We start from the raw sequence: 21,862 nt of genomic DNA, 5'->3' as shown, positions 1-21,862 counted from the left end.
GCCAATCGTGCCGACTGTGTTGAGGGTGCGGCGAGACCGGTCGGATTGTCTTCGCCCAGATTGCCGTGTTCGGAGCCCCTCCTATGCGTCGCGCCGTCACGGCGAGGTCCGGAAATGGACGTCCGAGGGCACGGCGAGATGCCTCCCTGGCCGTGGATCCCCAGGGAGGCTGTGCGGTGAACGCTCTGAACTTTGAGCCGGATCCGCCCCGCCTGACGCCGCCGGTGGTCCGGTCCGTCGGAGCGAGGCGTCGGGCGGGGAGGCTCGGCCGCGGCGTCGCCGGAAGGCGGGCCTCTGCGGCCGAGCCGCCGGAAGGACGATGCCCCGCGACGGCCCGGCCGGGTCCTACGGCGGCGCCGCCGGAAAGGACACCTGCGGTGGAAGCCGCCGCGAAGACAGGAGAGCCCTGCGCCCGAAGCGCTAGGAAAGGGTGCCGCTGACGACCCAGGCAGGGGTACGCATGACCACCCCGGCGGACGTCTCGAAGGGACGCAGGGCCTCGACGCATGCCCGGCGAGCGCGGCCGGCGGTCTCCTCGTCCACCTGGGAGAGGCTGACCCGCATCGGCGTCCAGCTCAACAGGAAGCCGGCCACGTCCTCGGCGTCCTTCCCCCAGGACCGCGACTCCATGACGTGGGGGAACGCCACGTCGGTGAAGCCGGCGCCCTCGAGCACCTCGGCGATGTGGTCGGGGTCGGCCATGGGGTTCTCCTTGGGCTCCTTGACCCACGGCAGGGCGAGCTGCTCCTGGACGGCCCCGAAGATGAGCGGCCAGTCCGTCCGCGTCACGTCGCCGTGGACGATGGCCGAGAGCCGGCCTCCTGAACGAAGTCCCCGCGCGATGTTGACCATCGCGGCGTACGGGTCTTCGAAGAACGTCAGGCCGAACCGGCTGATGACCGCGTCGAAGCTGTTCTCGGGAAACGCGTAGATCTGCGCGTCGCCCTCGACGAACTCCACATTGGTCACCCCCTCGGCGGCGGTGAGGGCGCGGGCCCGCTCCAGCATGGGAGCGGAGATGTCGAACCCGACAGCGCTACCGCGAGGGGCCCGGAGGGCGGCCAGCCGTGTCGTCTGGCCGTTTCCGCAACCGATGTCGAGGACGCGGTTCTCCGGGCCGATGGCCGCCTTGGCGAACATGTGATCGTTGAAGGCGCTGTTGAGGTGGTCCCAACGCTCGTGCTCTTCGGCCCAGAACACACCCTCGTCACCGTTCCAGTGGTCGGCCTGAGCAGCGTTGACTTTCGTGCCCATTGAAGGCTCCTTCGATGGATGTCGCTTGGACGTGGATGTCGTTCGGACGAACACCGGCCGGCGTCGCCGGGCGGCGACTACCGGTGGTCAGAATCGGAGTGTCAGGGGCATCTGCGCGAAACCGCGCAGGCCGAGACCGGGCCGGCGCTGCACTGCGCCGGCGAGCGCGACGGAGGTGCTGCGGGACAGGAGCCGCTCGAGGAAGATCTGCACCTCCAGCCTCGCGAGCCCGGCGCCGAGGCAGAAGTGGATACCCGAGGCGAATGAGAGGTGAGCGTTGTCGGTGCGGCCGATGTCGAAGGTGTCGGGGTCGTCGAAGCGCGCGGGGTCGTAGTTGCCGGCCGCCAACATGATCGTCACTGTCTGGCCGGGCTCGAGCTCGGCGCCGGCGAAGGTGACCGGCTCCAGGACCGTACGGGCGTCGAACTGCACCGGCGAGTCAAAGCGCAGCACCTCTTCCACCGCACCCGGGATCGCGCCGGGGTCGTCGCGGAGCGCGTCCAGCGCGGCGGGGTGGTTCAGCAGCGTGTGCAGCGTGTTGCCGAGCAGGTGACCCGTCGTCTCGATGCCCGCGCCCAGGAGCAGGAGCGCGGTGGAGACCATCTCGACCTCTTCCAGGCGCCCCTGGGCCTCCGGGCCGACGAGCCGGCTCAGCAGGTCGTCGGCGGGGTGTTCGCGCTTGTGGGCGAGCAGTTCACTGAAGTACGCGGCGAGCTCGGCCTCGGCGGTGATGGCCCGGCTGAGCGTGTCGGCGTCGGCGGTGGGCTCCACCATGGCCGCCTGGTCGGCGACCTTGGACCCGAAGCCCGCGCGATCTTCCTCCGGAACGCCGAGCAGGTCACCGACGACGCCCACGGGAAGGCGCTGCGCGAAGCCGGTCATGAAGTCGGCGCCGGGCCGCTCGGCGAGACCATCGAGCAGATCATCCACCCGGGCCGTGATCGCCGGCCGCAGGCTCTCGATGTGGCGGTGGGTGAAGGCGGAGCTCACCACGCGCCGCAGCCGGCTGTGATCCGGCGGGTTGGCGAACGACATGCTGCGCTCCAGCCGTGTCATCAGCTCGCGCAGCCGGTCCTCCGGGATCGGCCTCAGGCGGAAGCCCTGGATCTCGTTGCCCTTGCCGAGCGAACGGTGCCGCAGCGCCGCGTCGCAGTCGGCGTGGCGCGTCAGCACCAGAGTGCCGTCCGCGGTGAGGAGGGCGGGAGCCCGGCGGCGCAGTTCGTGGTATCCGGCGTACGGATTCTCGTTGGTCGGATCCATCATGATCCGCTGGAACAGCTGTTCGGCGTCAGGGTCGACGCGGGCCGCCGCGGTCGTGATGTCGGAGGGAGCCTGGGCCATCGGAGATCCTTCCATGCGGCTGGCGGTCGCGTACGGGCGCCGGCGGTTCGCGCCGCCGACGCGACAATCCGCACGGGATACGAGGGAGTGCCACCGGCTCTCAGGGCTTCACAGTTCCTGACCACCGATGCGGAACTCTCTCGATAAGTAGAGAATGTGATGCATTTCCCCGGCTTGTCTTCGCCCAGATTGCTCCGGTCGCTCGGCGCGAAGCGGGCGGGATCGGGTAATGAGCGGTAAAGCTGGGCAGTCAGGGATCCCGATGGCAGACTGGTCCCCATGCGCGTGGGTATCCTGGGGCCGCTCGAGGTGCTGATCGAGGACACACAGGTGCAGGTCGGAGGGGCCCGTCTGCGCACATTCCTGGCCAGGCTCGCGCTCGACGCGGGCCGGGCGGTCACGGTCGAGGCGCTGGCCGAGGCGATCTGGTGGAGCGAGCAGCCCGCCGATCGTGTGAATGCGTTGCATACCCTCGTATCGCGGCTACGCAGGGTGCTCGCCGACGCCTCGGAGCTGCGTTGGGCTCATGGAGGTTATTGTCTGGACATCGATCCGGACGCCGTCGACGCCCTGCATTTCGAACGGCTCGCCCTCGAAGGGCGGCGGGCGCTTTCCGAAGGAGATCCGCGGCTCGCCGTTTCACGGTTAAGGGAGGCGCTCGAACTCTGGCGGGGCGACCCGCTCGCGGGCGTGGCGCAGACCCCCTATGTCGAAGCCACCGTCGGCCGGCTACGGGAGCTGAGACTCGCGGCGATCGAGGACCGGGTCGAGGCCGAGTTGCTGGGCGGCACCGGCGAATCCGACACCGTGGCCGAGCTGGGCGAGCTGATCGCCGCGCACCCGCTGCGGGAGCGCCTGCGTGGTCTGCACATCAAGGCGCTGCACGCTTCAGGCCGGCGCGCCGAGGCGCTGGCGGCCTATGAGGACTTTCGCAACTTCCTCGCCGACGAACTGGGCGCCGACCCAGGTCCGGGCCTGCAGGACCTTCACCTGTCCGCGCTGCGCGGCTCTCTCGTCGAGAACGAACGGCCCGCTCGCGAGGCCGTCTCCCGGACCGGTCCCCGCACCGCCCGCCTCCACACCGAGCCTCACGCCGGCCCCCGAACCCACCCCCACACCGGTCCCCGGACCGGCCACTGGACGTCGCTGACGAGTTTCGTCGGCCGCGAGAACGAGCTGTCCCAGATCGAGGCCGATCTCCGGCGCGGCCGCCTGGTGACGCTTGTCGGCCATGGAGGGGCGGGCAAGACGCGGTTGGCGACCACGTACGCGGGCCAGGTGGAGGACTCCTTCTCCGGTGGCGCGTGGCTCGTCGAGCTCGCTCGCCTGAACGATCCCGCCGACGTGCCCAGCGCCGTGGTCGGTGTTCTCGGCCTGCGCGAGGGGCTTTTGGAGGGAGGAGATGGGCCACGTGACACGGTGACCCGGCTGATCGACGTGCTCTCCGGCACTGAGACGCTCCTCGTCCTGGACAACTGCGAGCATCTGATCGACGCGGTCGCCCGGCTGGCCGAGGAACTGCTCGCCCGCTGCCCGGGCCTCAAGGTCCTGGCGACGAGCCGTGAGCCGCTGGCGATCGCCGGTGAGACGCTGTGCGCGGTGGACCCGCTGGCCACGCCCGAGCCGGGCGCCCCCGCGACGGAGGTGCTGGAGAGCCCCTCGATCCGTCTCTTCCTCGACCGGACCGCCTCGGTGCGGCCCGACCTGAAGCTCGGCGCCGACGCCATGCCGGTCGTCGCGGAGATCTGCCGCCGGCTGGACGGGCTTCCGCTGGCCATCGAGCTGGCCGCGGCCCGGCTTCGGGCGCTGCCGCTGGAAGAGCTGGCCGCCCGGCTGGACCAGCGCTTCCTCCTGCTCACCGGCGGCAGCCGTACGGTGCTGCCACGCCATCAGACATTGCGTGCCGTCGTCGACTGGAGCTGGGAACTCCTGGCCGACGAGGAACGTCGGTTCCTGACGCGGCTGGCGGTGTTCCCGGCCGTGATCACACCCGCCGGCGCGGACTGGGTCGCGGCCCCGTCCGGGCACGTGCTGGACGCGCTGCACGCGCTGGTGGACAAGTCGCTCCTCCGTATGCTCGACGGGCCGGAGGCGCGCTACCGGATGCTCGAGACCGTGCGGGAGTACGGTCTTGAGCGGCTGGCCGCAGCGGGGGAGTTCGCCGAGGTCAGGGCCGCACACACCGCGTTCTTCCTGCGGCTGGCCGAACGCGCCGTACCCCACCTGCACGGACCGGACCAGGTGCGCTGGCTGTCGTCGCTGAGGGCCGAGCACGACAACCTGATGGCGGCTCTTCACTACGCCTGCGAGACCGGCGACGCCGAGACGGCCGTACGCCTCGCGGCGGCACTCGGCTTCTTCTGGACCGCACAGGGTGACCACGCCGAGGCGGCACGGCGGTTGCGCAGGGCCCTCGACGTTCCCGGTCCGGTGCCGGACGCCGCCTGGGCGAGGGCGACGGCCTTCCACCTGTTCAACCTGGTCCTGTCGGAAGGACCCCGCCACCCTCGGCTGGTCACCGAGGCGATGCGCCGCCGTATCCGGGAGGCCGGGCGGCAGGGCGCCGACCCGATGGTGACTCTCGCCGGGATGCTGCTGGCCCTGATGGACGACGATCCGGCCGCCGGGCTCGTGGCCGTCGGCGATCCGGTGCTGCCCGGCGACTGCTGGACGGATGCCATGCTGCGGCTCGTACGCTCGTTCATGCTGGCCAACAGCGGCGACATGGACGCGATGCGCCAGGAGCTGGAGATCGCCGCGAAGGAGTTCCGCCGGCTCGGCGAGCGCTGGGGGCTGGCCATGGCGCTGACGTTCCTCGGCGGCTCCCAGATGGCGCTGGGTACCGGCCGCGCGGCCGTGGCCGCCCTGGAGGAGTCGATCCGGCTGATGCGCGAGCTCGGCACCGCCGGTGAGGCGTTCCAGCAGCGGATCTGGCTCGCCGAGGCACGTATCCAGGTCGGAGACGTCGAACGTGCGCGGGCGGAGCTCCTCGAGACCGTGGACGGTCACCATTCTCGGACGCCGGCGCGCGCCGCGGCTCTGACCCGGATCTCACTGTGCAACCTGGCGCTGGACACCGGCGACCTCGCGGAGGCCGAGCGGCATCTCGCCGCGGCGGCGCGCAGCGTCGAACATGCGCACACACGGGACGCGCTGATGATCGCCATGCTGGAGACGGTTCGAGGGCGGCTGACGGCGGCCGTGGGTGACCTGCCGACGGCGCAGCGGCAACTCGCCGAGGCTCTGCGGCTGGCGCGGGAGGTCGCCGACCTCCCGCTGGTGGCCGCCGTCGGTATCGGCATCGCCCGCCTTCAGCGACGGCGGGGAGCGGCCGGGCGGGCCGCCGAGATCCTCGGCGCGTCCCACGTCCTGCACGGCACGACGGGCACGTTCGGCCGAGACGACGCGAGACTCGCCGACGAGCTGCGCGGCGATCTGGGAGAAGGCGCCTTCGACACGGCCTACGACCGTGGGGTGGCCCTGGACCGCGACGACGCGCTCGCGCTGCTCGCGTCTTCCTGCCCGGCCTCGGCGGAGTCGTGAGACGCATCGCGCTCCCGCCGTGCCGGCACCGCGCGTTCCGCCCGTCTCTCGGGCGGGCGCCGCGCGTACGGCCCCGAAGCGCCACCGGCTCGCCCCGCCGGGACACTCCGCCCCGCCCGGCCACCGATGCGGGCGGGGCGCTCTGACGAGCTCGGCCCGAGCCCGGTCACCAGGTCACGGGCAGGCGCAGCGGGGCGCGGAGGAGCAGGCCGCTCCTCCATTCCACCTCGTCCGCGGCGACGGCCAGGCGCAGGCCGGGCAACCGTCGTGTCAGCGTCTCCAGCGCCAGGCGGAGCTCGTGCCGGGCGAGGTTGGCGCCCGCGCAGTAGTGCGGACCCTGCCCGAACGTCAGGTGAGGGCATTCGGCGCGGCGCACGTCGAACCGCTCCGGGTCGGGGAATACCTCCGGGTCGCGGTTGGCCGAGGCCATCGACGGCATCACGGTCTGACCGGCGCGGACCACCCCGGAGGGCAACCGCACGTCGCTGGTCGCCATCCGCAGGAGGCCGCCGTCGCTGGGCATGCCGTAGCGCAGCAGTTCCTCCACCGCACCGGGGATGATCTCAGGCTCGGCGCACAGCACCCGGTACTGGTCGGTCGTCAGCAGGCTGAGGACGCCCCGGGCGAGCACCGTGGCCGTCGTCTCGTACCCGGCCATGATCAGCATGACGGTCAGGTGGACCAGCTCGGCCTCGCTGAGGCGTTCGCCCTCGTCGTGCGCGCTGATCAGCGCGTCGATCAGTGCGTCGTCCTCGCTGCCGCGACGTGCGGCGATCAGCTCACGAACGTATCCGGAGAACTCCCCAGCGGCCGCGATGCGCTCTTCCACCGTGAACGCGGTACTGGAGATGATCATGTCCGTCCACGTCTGGAACTTCTCGCGGTCCGCCGGAGGCACCCCGAGGAGCTCGCACATGATCTGGATCGGCAGCGGAACGGTGAACGCCGAGATGAGATCCGCGGGAGTCCCCTGGGCGACCAGGCCGTCCGTGAGGTGCTCGGTGATGGCGAGGATCTTCGGATGCCACGCCTTCACGTTCCGCGGGCTGAAGATGCCGGTCACGATGCGGCGCACCCGTGTGTGCCGTGGCGGGTCCATGTTGGTCAGAGCGTTGGGATCCTCGCCGAACTCCTCACCCGGCAGGATCCGCGGCGCGTCCGGTGCGAGTGTCGCCTCGCGGCTGAAGGCGGGATTGGTCAGAACCTCGTGCACGTCGGCGTACCGGACGGCCATGGTCACCTCGTCGCCGCTGGGCAGCGTGACCGGAGCGAGCGGTGCGTCGGCCCGGCGTCTGGCGAACTCCGGTGGCGGCGACCCGTCGGGCCGTGCCGAAAAGACTCCTTCATCCTGCTGCGTCATGTCGCGGCACCTCTCGAGTATCGCCGGTCTTCTCGTGAGTGTGAGGCGAGGCGATCGCGCCGGGGAAGTTTCCAGATTGCTCTTCTGCGCGCCATTCTCGCGAGAAATCGATTTCCGCCGTCACCGGCCTCCGGTCGCCTTTGGAATTCATCGTCCGGCTCCAGCGATATTCCACCAAGAATTGAGCGATCCTGGACGGCCGCCGGCCGACGGGATGACATTGTCGCCACTCGTATGGATCAGCCGGTGCGAGGGTTTCTGGGCGCCGGCGGGGACACAGGAGGTGTCGAGGTGGAGATCGCCCACCGGTTCGTCAGAGTGAACCGCATGCGGCTGCACATCGCCGAGGCCGGCTCCGGTCCGTTGGTGCTGCTGATCCACGGCTTCCCCGAGTGCTGGTACTCGTGGCGGCATCAGCTGACCGCCCTGGCCCGCGAGGGATACCACGTCGTCGCGCCGGACCAGCGCGGGTACGCGCGCAGCGATCGGCCGGGAAGGGTCGAGGACTACACGATCATGCACCTGGTCGGCGACGTGATCGGGCTCATGGACGCACTCGGCGAGGAGAACGCGGTGGTCGCCGGCCATGACTGGGGCGCCGGAGTCGCCTGGCACACGGCGCTGCTGCGTCCCGACCGGGTCCGCGGCGTCATCGGGCTCAGCATGCCCTACGTCCCGCGGACCCCGGCACCGGCGACCCTGCTCATGCGCGTCGGCATGGGCAAGGGCTACTACATGCTCTACTTCCAGAAGCCGGGGGTCGCGGACGCGGAGCTCTCCCGAGACCCGTACGACACGTTTCGCCGGGTGCTGTACGCGCCGTCGGGCGACGGCCCTCAGGGCGGCGCCATGGTCGTGCCGGACGGTGGCGGATTCCTGGACCTGTGTCCCGACCCGGAGAAGTTGCCCGGCTGGCTGACCGAGGAGGACATCGACGCCTACGTGGCGGAGTTCGCGGAGGCGGGATTCACCGGCGGGCTCAACTGGTACCGCAACATGGACCGCAACTGGGCGCTCACCGCCCCATGGCACGGCGTTCCCATACTTCCCCCGGCTCTGTACATCGTCGGCGACCGCGATATGAGCCTTCGGATGTTGCCGGAGGAGCCCGTCTCGCCCGAAGTGGTGCCGAACCTGCGCGGCACCGTGCGGTTGCCCGGCTGCGGGCACTGGACGCAGCAGGAGCGACCCGACGAGGTGAACGCGGCGATGCTGGAGTTCTTCGCGTCACTCGGCTGAGCCGGCGTGCCAGGTTCGAAAGGTCGTCGTATGGGAACCGTCCGGCCGCGATGACCGGTACCGGCCGCCGTTATCCACGGCAGCAGGCCGTACCGGACGGGACAAAGCGCTCGCCTGCGCGGGCTGCCAGCCTTCTGTAGGCGCTCTACCAGCGGCGGCTGGCAGTCTCCGACTCATGAGCTACGCGTTTGAAACCGAGGGCCTGGTCAAGCGTTTCGGCGCCACCACCGCGCTCGCGGGCATCGATCTGGCCGTACGCGCCGGTGAGGTACACGGGTTCCTCGGCCCCAACGGTGCGGGGAAGAGCACGACGATCCGGATTCTGCTGGGCCTGCTGCGTGCGGACGCCGGCACCGTCAGGCTGCTGGACGGCGATCCCTGGCGTGACGCGACCGAACTGCACCGGCGTCTCGCGTACGTGCCCGGAGACGTCAGCCTCTGGCCCACCGTCTCCGGAGGGGAGATCATCGATCTGCTCGGCCGGTTGCGCGGTGGTCTCGACCGACGCCGCCGCGATGAGCTCCTGGACCGCTTCGAGCTCGATCCCCGCAAGAAGGCCCGGGCCTACTCCAAGGGCAACCGCCAGAAGGTGGCGCTGGTCGCCGCGCTGGCGTCCGGGGTGGAGCTGCTCATCCTGGACGAGCCCACATCCGGGCTGGACCCGCTGATGGCCGAGGTCTTCAAGGACTGCATCGCCGAGGAGCGCAAGGCGGGTCGTACGGTCTTCCTGGCCAGCCACATCCTCGCCGAGGTGGAACAGCTCTGCGACCGGATCACCATCATCCGCGCCGGCAAGATCGTGGAGACGGGCACGATGGCCGATCTCCGTCACCTGACCCGCGCCTCGATCCGGGCCGAGCTCGCGCGCCGGCCGGAGGGCCTGGAGCAGCTGCCCGGCGTTCACGAGCTGCACATCGAGGGCCTGCGGTTGAGCTGCCAGGTCGAGACCGGACGAATCGGCGCGCTGATGAGCCGGCTGGCCGAGTACGACATCCGGGAGCTGATCAGCCGGCCGCCGTCGCTGGAGGAGACGTTCCTGCGGCACTACCGGGATCAGGCGACGGCGGCGGACAAGGAGCCCGCGCTGTGAGCGCGCCGGTCCGTACCCCGTCACCGCCCACCGGCACGGCGTCCGTCCGCGGCGCCCCGAGGCTCGCCGGCTGCGGCTCGCTCGCGCGCATGGCGTTGCGCCGGGACCGCGTCCGGCTCATCGTCTGGGCGCTGCTGACGCTCGGCATCCTGGTCTCCCTGGTGTCCAGTGTCGTCCGCAACCAGCAGACCCTGGCTCAGCGACAGGAGTACGCCGCCCACATCGGCGACAGCGCCGCCGCGGCGGCCTTCAGCGGACCGCTCTACGGATTGACCACCAAAGGCGGCATCGCCGTCGCCGAGGCGCTCACCATCATCATGTTCGGCATGGCGCTCGGCAGCCTGCTGCTGATCGTCCGTTACACGCGCACCGACGAGGAGACCGGACGCGCCGAGCTCATCGCCTCGACCGGGGTGAGCCGGTACGGGCGGCTGGCGGCGGCCGTGGTCGTGGTGGGCGGAGCCGATCTCGTCCTCGGCGCCGTCTCCACGCTGATCATGCTCGCCTTCGGCCTGCCGGCGCCCGGCTGCGTCGCCTTCGGGCTGGTCCTGACCCTCGTCGGCTGGACGTTCGCGGGCGTCGGCGCGCTGTTCGCCCAGGTCTTCCAGCACTCGCGTACGGCGATGGGCACTTCCGTCGCGGTGTTCGGCGCCGCGCTCGTGCTCCGGGCCATCGGCGACGCCGGCCTGATCGCCGACGGGCGGAGCCCGCTGCGGCACCTGTCGTGGGCGTCGCCGCTCGGCTGGGCGTTCGAGGTCCGCCCGTACGCCGGGGAACGCTGGTGGGTGGCGGCCCTGATGTTCGCCCTGGCGGTCGTCCTGGTGGGTGCGGCCGCGGCGCTGGTGGTGCGCCGCGACATTGACGCGGGGCTGATCCCGGCGCGCCTGGGCCGGGCTCGCGCCACTCCGCGCTTCGGCAGTGCCTGGGGGCTGGCGTGGCGCCTGCAGCGTGGCGGAATCGCCGGGTGGGGCGTGGGCATCGCGCTGTTCGCCGGCGTCTTCGGATCCTTCGCCGTGGAGATGGACGACATGGCCAAGTCCGGTGGCTCGGTGGACCTGCTCGCGCGGCTCGGCGGATCGCGTGTGCCCTCCGACAGCTGGATCGCATGGACGCTGAGCCTCGCGGGCATGGTGTCGGCGATCTACGTCGTGTCCGCGGTGCTCCGGCTGCGGGCGGAGGAAGACGGCCTCCGCACCGAGATGGTGCTGGCCACGGCGGTCGGCCGGCGAAAGTGGTGCGCCGCCCACCTGGTCACGGCGGCGGTGGGGGTGACCGTCATCATGGTCGCGTCCGGGCTGGTCGCCGGGCTCGTCCACGGCCTGCGTGCGGATGATCTCGGCGGGCAGCTGCCGCGCGTACTCGGGGGTGCGCTGGTCCAGGTTCCCGCGGCGCTCCTGATGGCGGCGGTGGCCTTCGTCGTTCACGCCTTCCTGCCCCGGTTCACCGCGGTGGCGTGGGTGGCGGTGGTGGGCGCCGTGCTGCTGACGCAGATCGGCGCGAGCCTCCGCTTCGACCAGGCGGTGCTCGACATCTCACCGTTCACGCACGCGCCCAAGGCCCCGGCCGCGTCCGTGCACGCGGCGCCGCTGCTGTGGTTCCTCGGTTCGGCGGTGCTGCTCGCAGCCGTGGGCCTGTACCGGGTCGGGCGGCGCGACATCGGTGTGTCGTGAGGCGCGGCCGCCTCGTCCCGGCGGTCACGCCGAGTACGACCGGCGCCTCGACCGAGCCTCGAATCCGCCTCAATATCGCTACGAGGGCGAACTCGTACATTCCGGTTTGACGGCGACCGCCTGGGCAGAGCCTCGAAGGCCCACTCGCGACGCGCGTCGCACGGCCTCGCGCCGGCGATGGGCGCGACCGGTCCATCGCGGGTTCGGCCTCGGTGGGCGCGTCACGCTCGTGCGTCCGACCGCAGCGACAGACTGGGACAACGCATCGTGAACGAAATCCCGAAGATCCCCGCCTCGACGTCCGCGGCCGCCGCCCTTCGCGACGCGATCGGCGGTCCGGTCCACCTCATCGGCGATGACACCTACGACGAGGCGCGTCTTCCGTGGCGACGCCTGACCGATCCCCGCCCCGCGCTGGTGGCCGATGCGACCGGTCCGGACGACGTGCGAACCGTTCTGCTGACCGCGCGCGAGCACGACCTGCCCCTGGTCGTCCAGTCGACCGGGCACGGCACCATACGGTCCTACGAGGGCGGCGTCATGCTCAGGACCTCGCTGATGAAGGGCGTCGAGGTGGACCCGGAGCGGCGGATCGCGCGGGCCGGGGCCGGGGCCGTGTGGGGCGACGTGCTGGCCGCCTGCTCGCCGTACGGGTTGATGCCGCTGTCGGGTACCGCGCTGTCGGTCGGAGTCGTCGGATACACCCTGGGCGGCGGCGCGGGAATGCTGTCGCGGGCGTACGGCTTCGCCGCCGACAGCGTCGTACGCGCCGAGGTGGTGACCGCGGAAGGCAAGACGCTGGTCGCCGACGCCGAGGAGAACCCCGATCTGTTCTGGGCGCTGCGGGGCGGCGGCGGCAACTTCGGCGTGGTCACGTCCCTGGAGTTCCGGCTCCACCCGGTCGCCGAGGTCTATGGAGGCATGGCGATGTTCGACATCGGCCGTGCCGAGCAGACGATCGCCTGCTACCGGGAGTGGGCGCCCGAGCAACCGGATGAGCTGAGCACGGCCATCGTCTTGCTGCAGATGCCGGACTCACCACAGCTTCCGGAACCGATGCGCGGCATGAGAGCACTCGGCCTCCGGGCCGTCCACACGGGGGAGGCCGACGAGGCCGAGCGCCTGCTCGCACCGTTGCGCGAGGCCGCCGGGCAGCCGATCGCGTATCCGTTCCGGACGATGCCCTGCGCGGACATGACCACGGAGATCTTCGGTCCGCCGCCGCCACCGATGGTCGTGGAGAGCAGCGTCGATCTGGCTTATGAGCTGTCCGACGAGCTGATCGACGCCTCGGTCGCCGCGGTCGTGGCGGACGGGGAGGTGTCCGCCGTCGAACTGCGGTACTGGGGCGGTGCGATGGCCCGGCCGCCGGCCGGCGCCGGGCCGGTGGGCCACCGCGACGTGCCGTTCTCCGTGCTCGGGGGCAGCGCTCCCGCCGTCGACCGCGACCAGGGCGCGGAAGCCAAGGCCGCCGTCGATGCCTTCTCCGCCGCCATCCGGCCGCACGTCACGGGCGGCGCCTTCCTGAACTTCCTCGAGGATCCGGACAAGACGGCCACGGCGTACAGCGCCGAGGAGTACCGCCGCCTGGCCGCCGTGAAGCGGACGTACGACCCGGACAACGTCTTCAGCGGCAACCACAACATCCCTCCGGCCTCCTAGCTGTACTTGGCCGGGGGATTGGTGACACGCCGGGGCTGGTGGTTGATCAAGAAGAAGACCTCCGAGTGCGGTGGAGATAGCCGTCTTCACCCATCACGGAGGTCTTCATGGCCCACGCTAATGCACGGTTGACGTTCCATGGCCGCAGGCTGCTGGTCGAGCGGGTCCGCTTCGATAGCCGCCCGGTGGCGCATGTGGCGCGTGAACTCGGCGTCTCACGGCAGTGCGCGCACCGGTGGGTGGCACGGTTCGACGCTGAGGGCTGGGCCGGGCTGGCTGACCGGTCCTGCCGCCCGCACCAGGTCGCCAACCGCACCCCTGCCCGTCTGGAGGACCAGGTGGTGGCATGCCGTGCTGAGCTGCGACGCGGACCGGCCCACATCGCCGCGGCCACCGGGGTGCCCGAGCGGACCGTGACGCGCATCCTGCGCCGCCGCCACCAGCCGCGCCTGTCCGAATGCGACCCGCTGACCGGCCAGCAGATCCGGGCGAGCCGGCACACCACCACTCGCTATGAACACGACCGCCCCGGCGCGCTGGTGCACCTGGACGTCAAAAAGATCGGCCGTATCCCTGACGGCGGCGGCTGGCGTGCGCACGGCCGGGCCGCCACCGCCGGCCAGCGGCACAAGAAGACACCCCTGGGCTATGACTACGTCCACGCCGCCGTCGATGACCACTCTCGGCTCGCCTACGCCGAGACCCTCCCCGACGAAAAAGGGACCACCCGCGCCGGTTTCCCGCAGCGCGCGGCCGGCTTCTTCCGCTCCCACGGCATACCCGGGATCGAACGAGTGATCACCGACAACGCCTTCGCCTACCGAAACAGCACCGACTTCGCCGCCGCAGTGAACGCACTCGGTGCCCGCCACAAACTCATCCGCCCGCACTGCCCCTGGCAAAACGGCAAGGTCGAACGGTTCAACCGCACCCTGACCACCGAATGGCCTACCGGCAGGTCTTCACCACCAACACCGACCGCGCCAACGCCCTGGCACCCTGGCTGGAGTACTACAACACCCACCGCCCCCACACCGCCCTCGGCGGACAGCCACCCATCAGCCGAGTGTCACCAAACTGACGGCCGAGTACACCTAGCCGGTACCTGTCTCGAAGTTCCCGTCCGCAGCCGGTGCCGTCTGGGCGCCGCGCCGTGGGGCGGGGCTTCGGGAAGGGCACTGACGTTCCGGCACAGCGATGTCGCCGGCCGGGCCCCTGCGGGGCCGGCCGGCGACATTCGGCGATGCTCAGCGGCTTCCGGCGCGGTGCTCGGCGGTGAGCTCCTCGAGCAGGGGAACGATGTCGTTGGGCGCGGGGAGGCCGAGCGTCTCCCGGCGCAGGTGCCGTGCGGCCTGCGCGAAGGACGGTTCGTCCAGCAGCCGGGCGACACGGCGGCCGAACTCCTTCGGGTCGATGTCCCGCGCGTCGCCGACGCGCAGCCCGGCGCCGCTGTCCTGGACGCGCTGCGCGAGGTGCGCGGTGTCCCACTGTCCCTCGGGGACGATGACCTGCGGGACCGCGTGGCTGACGGCCGTGCCGAAGGTCTTCACGCCGCCGTGGTGGATGATCGCCGAGCAGGTGGGAAGCACGGCGTTCAGCGGGACGAAGTCGACCACCCTGACGTTGTCCGGGAGGTCGCCCATGGTCTTCCGCTGCTCCTCGCTGAGCGCGGCGACCACCTCGACGTCGAGTGCGGCGACGGCCGAGAGGATGTCGCCGAGCCGCGCGCCGCCGCCCCACATGTCCCGGTAGGACAGCCCGAGGGTGAAGCAGACACGCTTGCGGCTCGGCCGCTCCCGCAGCCATTCCGGCACGACGGACCGGCCGTTGTAGGGCACGAAGCGTACCGGCACGTAGTGGAGGTCGACCGGCAGGCGCATCGACGGCGGTGTGGAGTCGATCGTCCACTGACCGGTGACCACCTCCTCGTCGAAGGTCGCGCCATGCCGTTCCAGACAACGCGTAAGCCATTCCCGGAGCGGGTCGTGCCGCTCCGCGGCGGGGCGCCGGCCGAGCATTTCGACGAATCGGGCGCGCATGTTCGCCATCAGGTCGAGGCCGGTGATCAACCTGGCATGGGCCGCTCCGCAGGCGCGTGCCGCAACCGCCCCGCCGAAGGTGAACGTGTCCCAGATCACCAGGTCCGGTTCCCAGAAGCGGGAAAAGCCGACCAGGTCGTCGATCATGGAGTCCGGAGAGCAGTTCTGGAAGACGAAGGGAGTCATGGTGCCGAAGACCTTCGACACGTATTCCCAGGTCAGTTTCTCCGGACGCAGCTCGTTCATGTCCAGCCCGGCCTCACCGGCCTTCTCGGCATCCATGACCTGTTCTTGGTCGAGGTTCTCGTTGATCTCCTGGACCTGTTGGGCGAGGTCGTGGGTCTCGCCCACCGGCACCGCCGTGAGGCCGGTCCCGGTGATCGTGTCCGTGAGATCCGGCTGGCTTGCGACTCTCACATCGTGACCCGCGGTGTGCAACGCCCACGCCATTGTGACCATATTCTGCAAATGACTCGCCGCGGCGAATGTCACGAACAAGACTCGCATCCGCACTCCTTGTGCCGACGAGGGTGTGTCCCGGGAGTCTAGAAGGCGGTGCTGAGGGCCCGGTGGAGTGTGAATTGAGGATCCATCGAGCCGGGATCGGTCCGGCATAGGGTGGACACCGCCGATTTCACCAAGCCGAACGCGACGGCGTTGTTCCTGCAAGTGAGTTGTACGTCATCTGCCAGTAACGGATGGCAGCATCGGCGCCATGGACTATGCGTTCCAGGCGGAGGGCCTGGTCAAGACATTCGGTGAGACGACCGCGCTGGCGGGCGTCGACCTCGCCGCGCGGCCGGGCACGGTGCTCGGGGTGCTCGGACCGAATGGCGCGGGCAAGACGACGGCCGTCCGAATATTGGCCACACTGCTGCAGCCCGACAGTGGTCGTGCGACGGTGCGCGGATACGACGTCGTACGGGACGCACCGCGGGTGCGCGAACTGATCGGTCTCACCGGTCAGTACGCGTCGGTCGACGAGGACCTCACCGGAAAAGAAAACCTCGTTCTCATCGGGCAACTGCTCAATTTCCGTAAGAAGCAGGCGCAGGAGCGCGCGGCCGAGATGCTGCGGCGATTCGAGCTGACCGACGCGGCCGACCAGAAGGTCACCGGCTACTCCGGAGGAATGCGGCGCCGCCTCGACCTGGCCGCGAGTCTCATGGGCCGGCCTTCCGTCATCTATCTCGACGAGCCGACCACCGGCCTCGACCCGGGCAAGCGCGGTGAGGTCTGGCGCATGATCCGTTCGATGACCGACGGGGGCGGCGCCGTGCTGCTCACGACCCAGTACCTGGAAGAGGCCGACGCGCTTGCCGACGACATCGTCGTCATCGACCACGGGAAGGTCATCGCGCGAGGTACGGCCGCCGAGCTCAAGGCGCGCGTGGGCGGCCAGACCATCTCCGTGCGTCCCAAGGACCAGGACCGGCTGCGGGAGGTGTCGGAAATCATCGGCGCGGTGGCCGGGCGTCCGGCCGAGACGCGTGGCCGGGACCTCGTGACCGTGCAGGTGGACGGCGACGCCGCGCTCAACGAGACGGTCCGCAGGCTGGAGGCGGCGGAGATCGGCGTCACCGAGCTCTCGCTGCGCCTGCCCAGCCTCGACGAGGTGTTCTTCGCGCTCACCGGCCGCCACACCGATGAGCACGACAAGGCACAGGAAGAAGAAGAGGAGAACGCGGCGTGAGTGACACCACGATGCCGGCCACGGCGTCCGACGAGGGCTCCTGGGAGCGGAGCGACGTGCTGCCGCACCGGCGGAACGCCGTTCTCTGGCACAGCCTCGCGCTCGCCAAGCGCAACCTGATCAAGATCAAACGGAATCCGATCAGCATCAGCGACGCGGTGATCGCACCCGTCACCTTCCTCATCATCTTCGTGTACATGTTCGGCGGCGCCGTCTCCGGCTCGACCCACGCGTATCTGCAGTTCACGACCCCGGCGATCCTCGTCCTGTCGGCGATCACGGCGGGAATGATCGCCACCGGGGTGAACCTGTCCATCGACATCAAGAAGGGGATCTTCGACCGGTTCCGCAGCATGCCGATCAGCCGTTCGGCTCCGCTGATCGGTTCGGTCCTGGCCGATGTGGTCCGTTACCTCGTCGCCATGATCACCCTGCTGGTCTTCGGGTATGTGATCGGCTTTCGGATCCAGACCAACCCGTGGTACACGCTGGCCGCCGCCGCGCTGACCATCCTGTTCGGCATGAGTCTGAGCTGGGTCTGGGTGTTGCTGGGGATGGTCATCAAGGAGACGGCCTCGGTGCAGACCATCATCGCGCTGAGCATCTTCCCCCTGGCCTTCGGGACCGACATGGTGGCGCCGACGAAGACGCTGCCGGGCTGGCTCCAGGCATGGGCGAAGATCAATCCGGTCGGCCACACGATGGCGGCGTGCCGCGGCCTGCTGATCGGCGGGGAGATCGCCACTCCGCTCATCAAGTCGTTGCTGTGGTCGGTGGGCCTGATCGTCGTCTTCGCCCCGCTCGCGGTGATGGCCTACCGCCGCCGCACCTGACCGTTCGCCGGAAGGCGAGCCGATGGCGAGGCCGGGGCGGCCATCTCGGAGAGGTGGTGCCCCGGCCTTCTCGCCGTCCCGGCCGCCGGAGCTCGGCCGCCGGATCGTCAGACCACGTGCACGTCGGGCACGTAGAGGATCCAGCGGCCACCCGCCTGCCGGAACGCCTGCTCCTTCGCCATGATCTCTTCGGCGTGGTTCCAGGCGAACAGCAGAGCGTAGTCCGGGTACGGGTCGGCGAAGGCCGCCGGCGGCCGTACCGGGATGTGCCGTCCGGGCGTCAGCCGGTTCTGCTTGGCCGGCGTCGTGTCGCACATGAACGGCACCAGGGCCGGGCCGATCCCGCAGAAGTTGGTCACCGTCGCGCTCTTGGCGGTCGCGCCGTACCCGACGACGCGGCGTCCTTCCGCGCGCAGGCCGCTCAGCAGCGTCACCAGCTCGTCCTTGATGGTGGTGACGTTCGAGGCGAACGCTCGGAGGGTCGCGCGGTCGGTCAGCCTCTGCTCGCGTTCGTCGGCCAGCAGCCGGGCGACGGCCGCCGACGGCTCGCGCGCACCGGCCCGCGCGAGGGTGTACCGCACCTCGCCTCCGTGTACGGGCAGTCGCCGCACGTCCACCAGCTCGAACCCGAACCGCAGGGCCATCGCCTGCACGGAGCCGACCGAGAACAGGAAGAAGTGCTCGTCGTAGATCTGGTCGAACGCCGTCTTGGTCACGACATCGCCGAGATAGGGATCCTCGAACACGAACACGCCGTGCGGCGCGAGCAGCGCGTCGACGCCCCGGAAGATCGAGTCCAGGTAGGGGATATGGCACAGGGTGTTCGCCGCGTAGATCACGTCGGCGGGTCCCTCCGCGGCGCGCACGGCCGCGGCGGTGGCCTCCTCGAAGAAGTCGGTGCGGACGTTCACGCCCTCCGCGCGGGCCACCTCCGCCACGCCCGCCGAGGGCTCGAAGCCCAGATGCCGGACCCCGGCGTCCTTGACGGTCTTCAGCATGATCCCGTCGTTGCAGCCGATCTCCACGATGAACGGATCGGCCGCCTCCGTACGGAGGAAGTCGCGGGCGATCTCGGTGAAGTGCTCCCGCATGACGGATGAGCCCGAGGAGTGGTACGGGTAGTCCTCGTGGAACATCAGCTGCCGGGGCACCTCCTCGACCAGCTGGACCATGGTGCACGACGCGCACTGCCCGACGGCGAGACGGTAGGAGAACTCATCGGCGAGTTCGCCGGGCTCGACGAATCGGTCGGACAGCGGCTGGCGGCCCAGGTCGAGGAACTCGGCGACCTCGCCGCCGCATACCCGGCAGGCTGATGCCGTCTCGCCGGCCAGATCGGTCATGGTGGGCTCCTTCACGATGAGTACGCGGCCTCGTCCGCGCTCCGGTCCTCGAGGGCGGCGCGGCGATCAGAGATCCGTGATCACCTCGCGCAGCGCGCTGATCACCTTGTCCTGGCGGTCGAGTGGCAGCGACGGGTACATGGGCAGCGAGAAGATCTCGTCGGCCAGACGCTCGGTGACCGGCAGCGAGCCCTTCGCGTACCCGAGCTCGGCGAATCCGGTCATGGTGTGCACCGGCCACGGATAGCTGATGTTCAGTGAGATGTCGTAGCGCTTGAGCCGCTCGATGATCTCGTCGCGGCGTGGGTGCCGCACGACGTACAGGTAGTAGACGTGCTCGTTCCCCTCCGCCACGACCGGCAGCGTCAGGCCGCCGGGGGCGGTGAGGTCGCCGAGGCCCTCCGCGTACCGGCGTGCCACGGCCCGGCGGCCCGCGATGTAGGCGTCGAGGCGGCGCAGCTTGCGGCGGAGGATCTCCGCCTGCACCTCGTCGAGACGGCTGTTGTGGCCCGGCGTCCTGACGACGTAGTACCTCTTGCCCATCCCGTAGTACCGCAGCCGCCGGACGTTCCGGTCGACGCTCTCATCGTCGGTGACGATCGCGCCCCCGTCGCCGTACGCTCCCAGCACCTTCGTCGGGTAGAAGGAGAACGCGGCCGCGTCGCCCACAGTGCCGGCCATCCGGCCGTTCCTGCGGGCGCCGTGCGCCTGCGCGCAGTCTTCGAGGATGGCCAGACCGTGCTCGGCGGCGAGCCGTTCGAGCGGGGCCAGGTCGACGCACTGCCCGTACAGGTGCACCGGGAGCAGGGCCTTGGTGCGTGGAGTGATCGCGGCCGCCACCTGGTCCGTGTCCATCAGGTAGTCGTCCTCGCGGATGTCGACGAAGACCGGGGTGGCGCCGGCGCCGTCGATGGCGACCACGGTGGGGGCGGCGGTGTTGGAAACGGTGATCACTTCGTCTCCGGGGCCCACGCCGAGCGCCTCGAGCCCGAGCTTGACCGCGTTGGTGCCGTTGTCGACCCCGGCGCAGTGCGCGATCCCGTGGTAGGCGGCGAATTCCGCTTCGAAGCCTTGTACGCTCTTTCCGAGAATCAGCTGACCGGACTCGAAGACCGTTGTGACGGCGTCGAGAAGATCCGCCTTTTCCTGCTCGTACTCCGGAAGATAATCCCACACACGAGTCGTCATGCGCCTCACCGTGACATCTCTGTGGATTGCGGTACACCTTTTGCGTTGTCGGTTTTTCGGGAGCGGGCCGCCCACGTGCTCATGTAGTTGTTGTCCCGCTCGATATCGAGTGCCTGTGCGCTCAGGAAGTCCACGCCGTCGACGTAGGTGTACGGCTGCATGAACCCGCCGGCGCGGACGTCGCGGTAGAGGCGGGCCAGCGGGTGGGCCGCCGTGTACGACGCGCCGCCGACGAGGGTGAGGCAGTCGTTGACGATCGCCGGCGCCGTCTGGTTGACCGCCAGCTTGGCGCACTGGAAGGCCCGCATCATCCGACGGCCGCGCTCGTCGGGATCCCCGCGGAGATCGGCCCCGACGACATCGGCCGTGGTCAGCGCGGCGCCCACCGCGGCGCGCAGCCCGTACAGCCGGGAGTCGATCTCCGCGACGAGGGTCCGGCTCGCGGCCGGCGGCGCCGCGCCACGGCGCGTCAGGGCGGCGATCGTCGTGTCGCGGGCGGCTTGGGCGACGCCGACGTAGATTCCCAGCATCGCGACCGAGCTGACCGTCTGCCCGGCGAGAACCGCGTCGTTCCGCGCCCCCACCAGGTCACGGATCAGGACGTCCTCGGCCGGGATCCGGCATCGGTCGAAGACGATGTCCACCGTGCCGGAGGCGCGCATGCCGAGACCGTCCCAGTTATCCAGCACGGTGAGGCCCGGATTGTCGCGAGAGACGACGGGGGAGACCAGTCTCGGCGGCTCGCCCGCCACGTCGGTCTGCGCGTTGATCACGAAGTGCGTGGCGATCGGCCCCATGCTCACCAGCGTCTTGCGGCCGGACAGCAGCCATCCGCCCGTCCCGTCGGACGACAGTGTCGTCACGGCCGTGTGGTGGTCCTTGATCCCGGAGCACACCGCCGCCTCGCCGGCGGCCATCTGCCGCAGCAGCCGCTCGGCCAGGGCCCGGGCCTGCGGGCCGCCGTGCCGCCACTCGTAGGAGAGGGTGATGCCCCGGCTGAACTGCATGTGCAGCGCGAGTGCCGTCGAGGCGTCGGCATGGGCGACGGCCAGGAGCGCGGTCGCCACGTCGTACAGCCGGTCGACGCCCAGACCGCCCAGTTCGGCCGGGACCGTCGCGCCCATCAGCCCGTCCGTCCGGAGCGCGTCGAACGTCTCGACGGGGAACACGCCGTCGCGATCGTTCTTCGCGGCGGTGGAGCGTATCCGCGGCAGGTGCCCACCGAGCCGGTCGAGTAGCGCGCGGCCCGCGGGAGTGACCGGCCCCTGGAGTCCGACTGTCGCGTCCTGGCGTGCCGTCCGTATGGACATGGCGTGCTCCGTATTCTTCCCGTCGGTGGTGACCCCCGGACCGCCGCCGGTGACCGACAATTGCGCCGCCAATACGCGGTCCTACGCTGATTCGACACCTGTTCCTCGCGCATCGTGGCACGGGAGCGTCAGGTGCGGCACCTCCTGAATTGCGCTACCTGCCGTCCTGCCATCGGGCGCATGTCATCTCTATGACATTCGCCGCCACGCGTCGTTTCTTCGGCGGCCGGCGGTCGCCGCGAACGATGCGGGTTCGGGCGAGAGACCGGGGTTTCCAAGTCGCCGGGACTTTTCTTA

The 21,862-nt window shown here is 70.2% G+C and carries 14 protein-coding genes and 1 pseudogene; 8 read left to right on the top strand and 7 right to left on the bottom strand.

Annotation, left to right across the window (positions count from 1 at the left end):
- Positions 1-420: 420 nt before the first annotated feature.
- The gene (locus OG417_RS42780) at positions 421-1,254 is read right to left on the bottom strand and encodes a class I SAM-dependent methyltransferase (RefSeq protein ID WP_329241726.1); all 834 of its coding nucleotides are present in this window, start codon (positions 1,252-1,254) and stop codon (positions 421-423) included.
- Positions 1,255-1,341: 87 nt separating this feature from the next.
- Entirely contained in the window at positions 1,342-2,595 is a 1,254-nt protein-coding gene (locus OG417_RS42775) for a cytochrome P450 (protein ID WP_329241723.1), read from the bottom strand.
- Between the two features lie 279 nt (positions 2,596-2,874).
- Here OG417_RS42775 and OG417_RS42770 point away from each other — a divergent pair, with 279 nt between their 5' ends.
- Positions 2,875-6,138, top strand: coding sequence for an AfsR/SARP family transcriptional regulator (locus OG417_RS42770; RefSeq protein ID WP_329241720.1), 3,264 nt, complete (start codon positions 2,875-2,877; stop codon positions 6,136-6,138).
- A 166-nt stretch (positions 6,139-6,304) separates the two neighbouring features.
- Here OG417_RS42770 and OG417_RS42765 read toward each other — a convergent pair whose 3' ends face one another.
- Positions 6,305-7,498, bottom strand: a complete 1,194-nt coding sequence (locus OG417_RS42765) for a cytochrome P450 (RefSeq protein ID WP_329241717.1) — start codon at positions 7,496-7,498, stop codon at positions 6,305-6,307.
- Between the two features lie 291 nt (positions 7,499-7,789).
- On the opposite strand from OG417_RS42765, the gene OG417_RS42760 reads away from it, so the two are divergent.
- The 5 genes and pseudogenes from OG417_RS42760 (at position 7,790) to OG417_RS42740 (ending at position 14,240) form a co-directional block, all read left to right on the top strand.
- Positions 7,790-8,737: an alpha/beta fold hydrolase gene (locus OG417_RS42760; protein WP_329241713.1), complete on the top strand. Its 948-nt coding sequence runs from the start codon at positions 7,790-7,792 to the stop codon at positions 8,735-8,737.
- 175 nt (positions 8,738-8,912) lie between these two features.
- Positions 8,913-9,827: an ABC transporter ATP-binding protein gene (locus OG417_RS42755; RefSeq protein WP_329241710.1), complete on the top strand. Its 915-nt coding sequence runs from the start codon at positions 8,913-8,915 to the stop codon at positions 9,825-9,827.
- Positions 9,824-11,497, top strand: coding sequence for an ABC transporter permease (locus OG417_RS42750; RefSeq protein ID WP_329241708.1), 1,674 nt, complete (start codon positions 9,824-9,826; stop codon positions 11,495-11,497). Before OG417_RS42755 ends, OG417_RS42750 begins: the two co-directional genes overlap by 4 nt.
- 267 nt (positions 11,498-11,764) lie before the next feature.
- Positions 11,765-13,159, top strand: a complete 1,395-nt coding sequence (locus OG417_RS42745) for an FAD-binding oxidoreductase (protein WP_329241705.1) — start codon at positions 11,765-11,767, stop codon at positions 13,157-13,159.
- Positions 13,160-13,266: 107 nt separating this feature from the next.
- A pseudogene (locus OG417_RS42740) lies at positions 13,267-14,240 on the top strand (IS481 family transposase).
- 166 nt (positions 14,241-14,406) lie between these two features.
- On the opposite strand, the gene OG417_RS42735 reads toward OG417_RS42740, so the two are convergent.
- Entirely contained in the window at positions 14,407-15,705 is a 1,299-nt protein-coding gene (locus tag OG417_RS42735) for an activator-dependent family glycosyltransferase (protein WP_329241702.1), read from the bottom strand.
- Positions 15,706-15,913: 208 nt separating this feature from the next.
- Here OG417_RS42735 and OG417_RS42730 point away from each other — a divergent pair, with 208 nt between their 5' ends.
- Positions 15,914-16,891: an ATP-binding cassette domain-containing protein gene (locus OG417_RS42730; RefSeq protein WP_329241699.1), complete on the top strand. Its 978-nt coding sequence runs from the start codon at positions 15,914-15,916 to the stop codon at positions 16,889-16,891.
- On the top strand, positions 16,888-17,724 hold the full coding sequence (locus tag OG417_RS42725; RefSeq protein WP_329241696.1) for an ABC transporter permease: 837 nt from the start codon (positions 16,888-16,890) through the stop codon (positions 17,722-17,724). Before OG417_RS42730 ends, OG417_RS42725 begins: the two co-directional genes overlap by 4 nt.
- Before the next feature lie 107 nt (positions 17,725-17,831).
- On the opposite strand, the gene OG417_RS42720 is transcribed toward OG417_RS42725, so the two are convergent.
- The 3 genes from OG417_RS42720 to OG417_RS42710 form a co-directional block, all read right to left on the bottom strand.
- On the bottom strand, positions 17,832-19,067 hold the full coding sequence (locus OG417_RS42720; RefSeq protein ID WP_329241693.1) for a class I SAM-dependent methyltransferase: 1,236 nt from the start codon (positions 19,065-19,067) through the stop codon (positions 17,832-17,834).
- Positions 19,068-19,133: 66 nt separating this feature from the next.
- Entirely contained in the window at positions 19,134-20,255 is a 1,122-nt protein-coding gene (locus OG417_RS42715) for a DegT/DnrJ/EryC1/StrS family aminotransferase (RefSeq protein ID WP_329241691.1), read from the bottom strand.
- A gap of 5 nt (positions 20,256-20,260) precedes the next feature.
- Entirely contained in the window at positions 20,261-21,565 is a 1,305-nt protein-coding gene (locus OG417_RS42710) for an acyl-CoA dehydrogenase family protein (RefSeq protein ID WP_329241688.1), read from the bottom strand.
- Positions 21,566-21,862 lie beyond the last annotated feature (297 nt).

This window comes from Actinoallomurus sp. NBC_01490 (genome assembly GCF_036227085.1).
In the GTDB taxonomy this organism is placed as follows: Bacteria; Actinomycetota; Actinomycetes; order Streptosporangiales; family Streptosporangiaceae; genus Actinoallomurus; species Actinoallomurus oryzae.
Note: the sequence above shows the minus strand (reverse complement) of the source record. Positions and strands in the feature narration are given on the sequence as shown.

What these genes read in the sequence shown, in the direction of transcription:
- OG417_RS42780 (WP_329241726.1), bottom strand. Translation starts at nt 1,254, where the DNA reads ATGGGCACGAAAGTCAACGCTGCTCAGGCCGACCACTGGAACGGTGAC.
- OG417_RS42775 (WP_329241723.1), bottom strand. Translation starts at nt 2,595, where the DNA reads ATGGCCCAGGCTCCCTCCGACATCACGACCGCGGCGGCCCGCGTCGAC.
- OG417_RS42770 (WP_329241720.1), top strand. Translation starts at nt 2,875, where the DNA reads ATGCGCGTGGGTATCCTGGGGCCGCTCGAGGTGCTGATCGAGGACACA.
- OG417_RS42765 (WP_329241717.1), bottom strand. Translation starts at nt 7,498, where the DNA reads ATGACGCAGCAGGATGAAGGAGTCTTTTCGGCACGGCCCGACGGGTCG.
- OG417_RS42755 (WP_329241710.1), top strand. Translation starts at nt 8,913, where the DNA reads ATGAGCTACGCGTTTGAAACCGAGGGCCTGGTCAAGCGTTTCGGCGCC.
- OG417_RS42735 (WP_329241702.1), bottom strand. Translation starts at nt 15,705, where the DNA reads ATGCGAGTCTTGTTCGTGACATTCGCCGCGGCGAGTCATTTGCAGAAT.
- OG417_RS42730 (WP_329241699.1), top strand. Translation starts at nt 15,914, where the DNA reads ATGGACTATGCGTTCCAGGCGGAGGGCCTGGTCAAGACATTCGGTGAG.
- OG417_RS42720 (WP_329241693.1), bottom strand. Translation starts at nt 19,067, where the DNA reads ATGACCGATCTGGCCGGCGAGACGGCATCAGCCTGCCGGGTATGCGGC.
- OG417_RS42715 (WP_329241691.1), bottom strand. Translation starts at nt 20,255, where the DNA reads ATGACGACTCGTGTGTGGGATTATCTTCCGGAGTACGAGCAGGAAAAG.
- OG417_RS42710 (WP_329241688.1), bottom strand. Translation starts at nt 21,565, where the DNA reads ATGTCCATACGGACGGCACGCCAGGACGCGACAGTCGGACTCCAGGGG.